This is a genomic window from Aliterella sp. E5.1 (assembly GCF_057473825.1).
The window spans coordinates 32177-39742 of sequence record NZ_JBYCCV010000034.1 but is presented as its reverse complement, the minus strand read 5'-3'; the positions used below and the strand labels follow the sequence as shown (position 1 = coordinate 39742).

Here is a 7566-nt window from a genome sequence, read left to right as displayed (position 1 = left end):
GGGACTTACACCCTCACGATTATCAAGTTGTAAGGATTGGCATTCTCCGTTTTAGAGAGTCTGCCCCATCCTCCCTTCCGTCCCTGAGTATTGCTACTCATTTAGGATGAACGAATCGCACACACTCCAACGGCTGAAGCACGTTGGATTCTTAAGTCGTCCAAATATGGACTCTTAAAGGCGTAGACAATGCGCCGCTACTAACTCCACTCAAGTCTAAACCAAGTGTTGTTGCTACTTTTCTGATTATGTTGCCTGCACCATTCGTATCAGCATTAATGTACTGATTATTGGCAGTGCGAAACAATCCTCGTTTTGTTCGCTTACCTGACGACTTCCACCCTTCGGGTTTTTCACCATATTTGGGCAGTTCATCGCCATCAACAAACGAAGCTTTAGACGTATAGGATTCTTCAGTTTCTACAAACTTAATTCCGTACTGTTCACATAATTGGTTAATCCTATCTTTTAGCTTGGCAGTAGGGACAGATACAAACTTTTGGTTGTTAACTCTACCCATGTTTGAGCTATCTTTCTGGCGCTTATTCCACCCAAAAACCAAAGTTCCAATCTTGTTGTCTAAGCAGTGGTTGATAACTTTTTGAGCGGCTTTATTAACAGCATCCCTCATTTGCCGATTGCGCTTTTCAGTGATGATTGCAAGCTTGTTAGACCAGAAACCTTGGGGCTTCTTTTCTTTAATAGTTGAGACTTGTTTGTTGTACCACTGGTTGAGTGATTTAAGATGCTTGCCATCTACAATAAAGCTAGTTCCCACGTTAGAAACGCAAGTTAGCCAATTGTTCAAACCTGGGTCTATACCTAGCACGAAACCAGGATTTACATCGCTTGAAACGGATTCTAACCTGTAGACAAATTCTACATAGAAGCACCCATTCCTAGGTAATATCCTAAATTCTCTAACGCTCTTATAGTCTAAGTTTGACGGCATTGGCAAGTAGAAAGCATCTAACCCAAACCAAGCTTTAACTTTGCTTCCTAGAGGAAACCTTAATTGACCATCCTTAAGTTTGACCGCTTGGCTTGGATAAGTGACAAGCGTCAACCCCTTCTTACGATAGTTAGGCAACTTAGGACGCTCCGTTATAGTTCCATTTCTATACGCTTTTAATAGCCCTATAAACGATTTAAACGACTCAGCAATAATCGTCAACGTCTGCTGTGCGGTTTGAGACTGCAATGCTCCAAAATGCGGGTTTCTAGTTAGTTGTTTGTGCAAGTCAAACTTACTTACTATTTTTCCCGCTTTAAAATACATTTGCCGGGCATAGTACAACCCACAATTTGAGAGCTTGTTAGCCTCAGTACAAACATATTCAAGTATTGCTTTAAGTTCACTATTAGGGTTAATTAATGTTTGTTGACATCCGTAGTTAGCTGCTTGTTTCATATCTGTAAGTATGACATACTTTGTTTATGGATATAACCTATAGACATAAAAATACTTCAATCACTGCCATCAATTATCACTTTGTCTTTATCCCTAGAAGGCGTAGAAAAGTATTAATAGGAGAGGTTGAGCAACGGCTTAAAGAACTTATTTATGAACTGTCTGCCAATATTGAAGCAAAGGTCATAGCGCTAGAAATTATGCCTGACCATGTGCATTTGTTTCTTAATGCACCGCCAGACATTGCTCCAGACCAAATCATGTTTAGAATTAAAGGGGCAAGTTCTCGCTATTTAAGAGTAGAATTTCCCCATCTTAAAAAGATGCCATCAATGTGGACTCGGAGCTATTTTTGCAGCACAGCAGGCAATGTATCAAGTCAAACTATTGAGCGGTATATCCAAAACCAGAAAAGCACCTAAAGGTGCTGGGTCGTTTTTCATCCCACGGCTGAAGCAGGCGTAGGCTTTCAAACCTCCCACTGCTCCTGTAAGAAATCTGCTGCTTCAAGTAATAAAAAATATCCTGCAACTGCAAGAATGGATGAGATGAATGTTAATAAAATCTGTTCGCTTAAGCCCAAATTACTATCTGACGGAATAACACTCGCAAGGACATGGATATACTTTTGTAGCTGCACAACAGTAATGGTATAGGTGGCAATGACAAGTAAGTTGAGAGCCTTGACAAGGCTCTCAACATTTCTGTCTGCAAGATTACTTAACTGCTTTTCCAGTATTTCCTTCAGCATATTTTTGCCTCATCTTTTTTAAGTTTAAGATTTAATAGCTGACAATAATTTAAAGCCGTCTACTCTAACAACAACTTTAAAATTATACTCGTTAACACATCATAACCAACTTAATACTGCATATTGGCAGACAACTTCGGCATATTGCCTTCACCCATAAGTTAAGCAACCTAATTAGTGAATATACAGAAAGTTTCCTTATAACTAGCTTATTTGGCTATATATAGAGTTAATTTACATAATAAAAGATATTATCTGAGATTATTCTGCACGAGCGCCTTAAACAAAGCGATCGCCCAAAATCTTTATATCTAATCGCGCAATACATAGCCCACACTACGCACGGTTTGAATTAAACGCTGTTCGCCCGTTGCTTCTAACTTCAAACGCAGATAACGAATATAAACTTCAATAATATTGGAGTCGCCCATAAAGTCATAACCCCAGACTTTTTCTAATATGCGATCGCGCGTAATCACTTGGCGAGGATGCCCTAACAAATATTCCAGTAAATCGAACTCTTTGGCGGTTAATTCAATTAGTCTTGTGCCACGATAGACTTGCCGCGATCGCCGATTTAGACTAAGGTCAGCAAATTCTAATACATCTGCGTCTATTTCTAGCACTTGCCTTAGCCTGGCGCGGATTCTAGCTAACAATTCCTCAATACTAAAAGGCTTAACTAAATAATCGTCAGCACCTGCGTCCAAACCAGCAACGCGATCGCTTACTTCGTCTTTTGCTGTTAATAATATAATTGGCACTTGATCGCCTGTAGTCCGCAAGCGGCGGCAAATTTCTATTCCTGATAGTCCCGGTAGCATCCAATCTAAAATAATTAAATCTATGGGCAATTCTCGCGCGGTGGTTAGTCCCGCTACGCCGTCGTGGACTACACTAATTTCGTAGCCTTCGTAACCTAGCTCTAATTGAATAAATTTAGCTAATTTAATTTCGTCTTCTACGAGCAAAATATGTGCTGTCATAAGTTATGCCGCACTGGGCAGAGTCACTGTAAAAGTGCTACCTTCTCCTAGTTTCGAGCGGACTGTAACGCTACCGCCCATACTATCAACCAAAGTTTTGACAATCGATAAACCCAAACCACAGCCACCAGTAAAACGATTGCGGGCTTCATCTACGCGGTAGAAGCGCTCAAAAATGAGATGCTGTTGTGCTAAGGGAATGCCCAAACCGCGATCGCAAACATGAATTACGGCACTTTCTGCCGTTGAATCTAATACTATAGCGATCGCAAAGTGGGAGTCAGAATATTTAACGGCGTTGTCAATCAGGTTTAGTAATACTTGTTTAAGACGGCTGCGATCGGCTTTAACTAAAATTTGTTCGTGAGCCGCCTCTAAAGTAATGATGCGATCGGTATATTGCATTGCCATTGCCGTTACTTCTATAACTAAATCGTTTAGCACTAATGATTCAAGACGAATATGCAAGTAACCAGCATCGGCTCTAGCTAAATCTAGCAAATCTTGCAATAGACGAATAGTGCTTTCTGCCTCCATTGCGGCGGTTTCCAGCGCTTCTCGCTGAGGCGCAGTTAAATTAGTTTCCCGTTTGAGAACGCTTTGCAAATAACCTTGGACAATTGTTAAAGGTGTACGCAATTCATGGGACACATTACCAACAAACTGACGCTGTTGTTCCCACGCCTCGGCTAAACGATCTAGCATCATGTCACAGGTACGGGCTAACTCCTTGACTTCCGTAGGTGCGCGATAAAGATGCAACCTTGCTTGACTTAGATCATTTACAGATATACTTTCAGCTAGTTGACTGATACGGCGCAATGGTTGCAGCGATTTCTTGATGTAAACAGCGATTGCAATAGTAATAATTATTAAAGCAACTAAGCTCACAATCCCCAAACTTTGAACTAGGGATGAAAACATCTTTTGTTCGTAGGAGATATCTTGCGCTACAAACAATAATCCTAATTGCTGCCCTTTTACTTGTAAAAATTTGCCGCATATTACAAAATAGCGATCGCCCATTTCGTACACTTTCGTACTCAGAGGCGATCGAACTTGTGCCATCAATTTAGTTGCAGCTTGATCTAAAGGAACTAAATTTTTTACTGAGATAGCCCCCTTAGTAGGCTTAATCCATACTAAAGTTTTGCCTGTAGTTCGATTTGCGATCGCCTTTTGCAACCCTATTTCTAGAGAATACATTTCGCTATAAACTTCCACGTCATCAGGCAAACGTTGGGCAATTTGTTCTATATTTTGCTTGTGACTATCAATTAAAATTTGCTGTATTTGCCAAGTTGTCCACAGGGCAATACCACCAACCCCTACAGCAAAAGCCGCCGTAATGCCGATAGTTAGACGCACTTGCAAGGAAAAAGGGTCTATTCTCTGCCAAATTCTCTTTATTTTCTGCACTGCTACTCTATAAATTTCTACCCTTTTGATGGCGGGGTAGGACAAGTTTTGTTAGCAAAGTCACATTGATAAATGTACGGTTCTTGCCAGCTAAGAGGAATTTGTAATAAGTCCCGCGTCCCGGTCATTCCTTGCCCAATAAATAGTAGTAAAGCAACGCAATTTAAAACTGTGTGGGCTATGCGCCAGCGATGAGATTTGTCTTTATAAATAGAAGGTGCGATCGCGCTTGAAAATATCATCAATAATGCCGCCGCAATCCCAATATAATAATGCGACCAGTACCACTCGCTCGATAGCCGATAAACGCCATCCTGGCTGCCTAAAATAATTAGCCCCGCACCCGTCAAAGTAGCAAATACTCCCCGCCAAAGCTTTCCTGTCGCCTTGTAAAGAAGAATTAATGAGGCAATAGTAGCAACGAACATCAGTCCAATAAATGTTACTTGGAATGGTTCTTTACTCACTAAATCGTTAGTCAAAATATTTTTAGTAATTGGGTGGGCGAGTCCCAATAAAGCAATGCTTACAACGGCGAATGTCAGCCAATTTCCCAGACGATTGTGTTCTGAGCCAACTACTGGGGGGATTTTGCTTTTGCCCTCAGTTTTCGTTTGCAAGCGACGCTGGCGAGTTTGCCACGCAAGGTTAATCACCATGCCAATTAAGGGAAAAACAAAGAAAACTGCGATCGCTGGATGCAGTAAAGTAAAAGCGTCTTTAAGTTCTACCATACAAAACCTCGGTGCAGAAATAGGGTTTGACTGACACGTTCTTACTATAAAAGGAAAGCAAAATTATCGCGCATTGCGGATAGGTGATGACATATCCGCGATCGCGCTTTATTCAACTATTGTTAACGTTGGGCTGTGGATGTTGTAGGTAACAAAGCATAGCCAAAAGTAGCATTAAAAGAGCGACACCATACTGCTACAGTGCGATAGTTTGCCAAATTAACATTATTGGGAATGATGTAACGTTGAGTACCGCTAACTTTTTGTAAGCGACCTATAGTAGTATAGTCTTGCTGTTTTAATCCACTGTTAGGCAAGGCAGCAGCACGGTGTAAAATGACATACAAATCGGGACCCATATCTGACTTAAAGGTTTTGTCAAATTCTAGATAGCGTTTGCCCTTTTCGTTAATAATACTGACTGCTCCTTGAGTCGGATGTTCGGCGGCGACAAACATCCCAGATTTTTGCTTCGACATTGCCCCATCATTCATTTTTGGAGGAGACATTTCTCCAGCTTGCGCTGTTAGCTGATGAGATGGGAATCCGCTTACACCCAAAATAAGAGCAGTAGCGACACCAAGTAACAAATATTTCAATTTCATTGCAACAATTTTCCGAAATGACTGACCTTTACACTGTATAATTCTAGATGAGGTGCAGAATTAATTAGGCTTAAGAAGCTGACTCAATAATCCTCACAATCTTCTCAGGAAATTCTCATAAACGGCGCTTTTAGTTGCCAAGTTTAGCTGTACCAAAAGTGGCATTAAATTGACGACACCAAATTACTGCCGATTGATAATTCTCTAGCTTAATATTTTGGGGAATAGCATAACGCTGGCTACCGCTATACTTTTGCAAGCGATTAACAATTACATAATCTGCCTCTTTTATCGGGTATGCAGGAGACGAAGTTGTAGCAAGTACATGATCAGAACGGTGGAGAATTATATATAAATCTGGACCTGAACTAGAAGTTGTAAAAGTTTCATCAAGTTCTAAATAATTCTTGCCGTTTTCCCTAAAAATCCGAACGCTACCATTAGTATCGTGTTCGCCAGCAATAAAAGTACCAGATTTAATATTTTGTTGATTAGTAGAACTAATTGGACTTGCTAGAGTAGGGGAATTTGCCGTAGGTTGAGTAATTGAAGCTTCGGTTCCACAACCGTAAATGAGCATCATTGCCGCCAAAATTAGTGAATATTTCAGTTTCATAAGTGCCAATTCAGTTACTTATATGTAGTATTCACTTTTCAGGTTGTACATTCCGGGCGCTTAGACCAAATTTACCTGTAACAATTTCAAAGTTTACAGTTGTACCAGGATTAAGAGTGCGATCGCCTTCTCCAGGAATGGCAGTAAAGTTGAAAAATATCTCTGTATCTTTGCTCCAGATTGTACCGTTACCAGTTTTAAAATCAAAAGAACGGACTACACCCTGCGCCACTGGTAAACCGTTAGCGCCAAGTCGTGGCGTACCTTTAGCCCACTCTTGCTGAGGAATGCGGATTTGCTTCACTTCCGGCGTATTGTAAGCTTCGTAACTGTAGTTAGAATTGGTTTGCATAATTGCCCGCAAATCGAGGCGCAATTCGTCTATTGTTGGTCGCCCGACAAAGAACCAGCCATTATAAATTTTGTAAATAGTTAAATTGGGATACAGTACAAAAGTATAAGGCTGGGCGCGATAGGCATACTCGCCTTCAGTTTCGTCCAATATATTTATTTTATTAATTAGCTCTCGTTTTTCATCTGCCAAAAAAGTCCATTGCGCCCCCAAACCAGCGCGAAAGGCTGCTTGTACCAAGGGCGGATCGGTGCTAATGGTTACTAGCTGACAATAATTGATGGCTAACTCTTGCTGAAACTGCACCAGTTGAGACAACTGTTGGCGATCGCGCGGACAAAAAAAGCCCCGGTAAAAAACTACAATTAGCGGATACCCGCTAAAAAATTCGAGTTTTTTGTCTAGCAAGCTAGGCTGAGTCAATTCCGACAAGCGTACCAATTGCTGCTGGTGGTTGGGCAATTCAAAGTCACAAAATACTTCGCCAATTTGTAAGTTAGTGGTCATAGTCAAATTTTTCTATAGCTAAATGAACTGTTAAAAATAAAGAGTTCGCGGATTGTTCAGCAAACTCTCATCTTTTCTTGGGGAAAAAATCATTTTCCCAAAAGAAAAAACTGGTACTTTAATTAGCATTGGCTGAGATCGCGTTAAAACTCAGGAAATATTTTTTCTAACCTCCGCACCCTACT

9 protein-coding genes are annotated in these 7566 nt (G+C 40.8%); 1 reads left to right on the top strand and 8 read right to left on the bottom strand.

The window, feature by feature from the left end:
* Window positions 1-151: 151 nt before the first annotated feature.
* Complete coding sequence (locus AC2VE5_RS13185) at window positions 152-1411, bottom strand: RNA-guided endonuclease InsQ/TnpB family protein (protein WP_486888205.1); 1260 nt, start codon at window positions 1409-1411, stop codon at window positions 152-154.
* A 26-nt stretch (window positions 1412-1437) separates the two neighbouring features.
* On the opposite strand from AC2VE5_RS13185, the gene tnpA reads away from it, so the two are divergent.
* Window positions 1438-1833: an IS200/IS605 family transposase gene (gene tnpA, locus AC2VE5_RS13180; RefSeq protein WP_486888204.1), complete on the top strand. Its 396-nt coding sequence runs from the start codon at window positions 1438-1440 to the stop codon at window positions 1831-1833.
* Window positions 1834-1880: 47 nt separating this feature from the next.
* Here tnpA and AC2VE5_RS13175 read toward each other — a convergent pair whose 3' ends face one another.
* The 7 genes from AC2VE5_RS13175 to AC2VE5_RS13145 all read right to left on the bottom strand — a co-directional run bounded on the left by AC2VE5_RS13175 (window position 1881) and on the right by AC2VE5_RS13145 (window position 7381).
* Window positions 1881-2162, bottom strand: a complete 282-nt coding sequence (locus AC2VE5_RS13175; protein WP_486888203.1) for a hypothetical protein — start codon at window positions 2160-2162, stop codon at window positions 1881-1883.
* 311 nt (window positions 2163-2473) lie between these two features.
* Window positions 2474-3148: a response regulator transcription factor gene (locus AC2VE5_RS13170; RefSeq protein ID WP_486888202.1), complete on the bottom strand. Its 675-nt coding sequence runs from the start codon at window positions 3146-3148 to the stop codon at window positions 2474-2476.
* A gap of 3 nt (window positions 3149-3151) precedes the next feature.
* Window positions 3152-4567, bottom strand: a complete 1416-nt coding sequence (locus AC2VE5_RS13165) for a sensor histidine kinase (protein ID WP_486888201.1) — start codon at window positions 4565-4567, stop codon at window positions 3152-3154.
* A 17-nt stretch (window positions 4568-4584) separates the two neighbouring features.
* Window positions 4585-5301 (bottom strand): DUF4079 domain-containing protein, encoded by a 717-nt coding sequence (locus AC2VE5_RS13160; protein ID WP_486888200.1) that lies wholly within the window; start codon window positions 5299-5301, stop codon window positions 4585-4587.
* Window positions 5302-5423: 122 nt separating this feature from the next.
* Window positions 5424-5906: a DM13 domain-containing protein gene (locus AC2VE5_RS13155; protein ID WP_486888199.1), complete on the bottom strand. Its 483-nt coding sequence runs from the start codon at window positions 5904-5906 to the stop codon at window positions 5424-5426.
* Between the two features lie 130 nt (window positions 5907-6036).
* Window positions 6037-6522, bottom strand: a complete 486-nt coding sequence (locus tag AC2VE5_RS13150; protein WP_486888198.1) for a DM13 domain-containing protein — start codon at window positions 6520-6522, stop codon at window positions 6037-6039.
* A 31-nt stretch (window positions 6523-6553) separates the two neighbouring features.
* Entirely contained in the window at window positions 6554-7381 is an 828-nt protein-coding gene (locus tag AC2VE5_RS13145) for a redoxin domain-containing protein (RefSeq protein ID WP_486888197.1), read from the bottom strand.
* Window positions 7382-7566 lie beyond the last annotated feature (185 nt).

Bases quoted from the DNA above. Each gene is read 5' to 3' on its own strand.
- AC2VE5_RS13185 (WP_486888205.1), bottom strand. From the start codon at position 1,411: ATGAAACAAGCAGCTAACTACGGATGTCAACAAACATTAATTAACCCT.
- tnpA (WP_486888204.1), top strand. From the start codon at position 1,438: ATGGATATAACCTATAGACATAAAAATACTTCAATCACTGCCATCAAT.
- AC2VE5_RS13175 (WP_486888203.1), bottom strand. From the start codon at position 2,162: ATGCTGAAGGAAATACTGGAAAAGCAGTTAAGTAATCTTGCAGACAGA.
- AC2VE5_RS13170 (WP_486888202.1), bottom strand. From the start codon at position 3,148: ATGACAGCACATATTTTGCTCGTAGAAGACGAAATTAAATTAGCTAAA.
- AC2VE5_RS13160 (WP_486888200.1), bottom strand. From the start codon at position 5,301: ATGGTAGAACTTAAAGACGCTTTTACTTTACTGCATCCAGCGATCGCA.
- AC2VE5_RS13155 (WP_486888199.1), bottom strand. From the start codon at position 5,906: ATGAAATTGAAATATTTGTTACTTGGTGTCGCTACTGCTCTTATTTTG.
- AC2VE5_RS13150 (WP_486888198.1), bottom strand. From the start codon at position 6,522: ATGAAACTGAAATATTCACTAATTTTGGCGGCAATGATGCTCATTTAC.
- AC2VE5_RS13145 (WP_486888197.1), bottom strand. From the start codon at position 7,381: ATGACCACTAACTTACAAATTGGCGAAGTATTTTGTGACTTTGAATTG.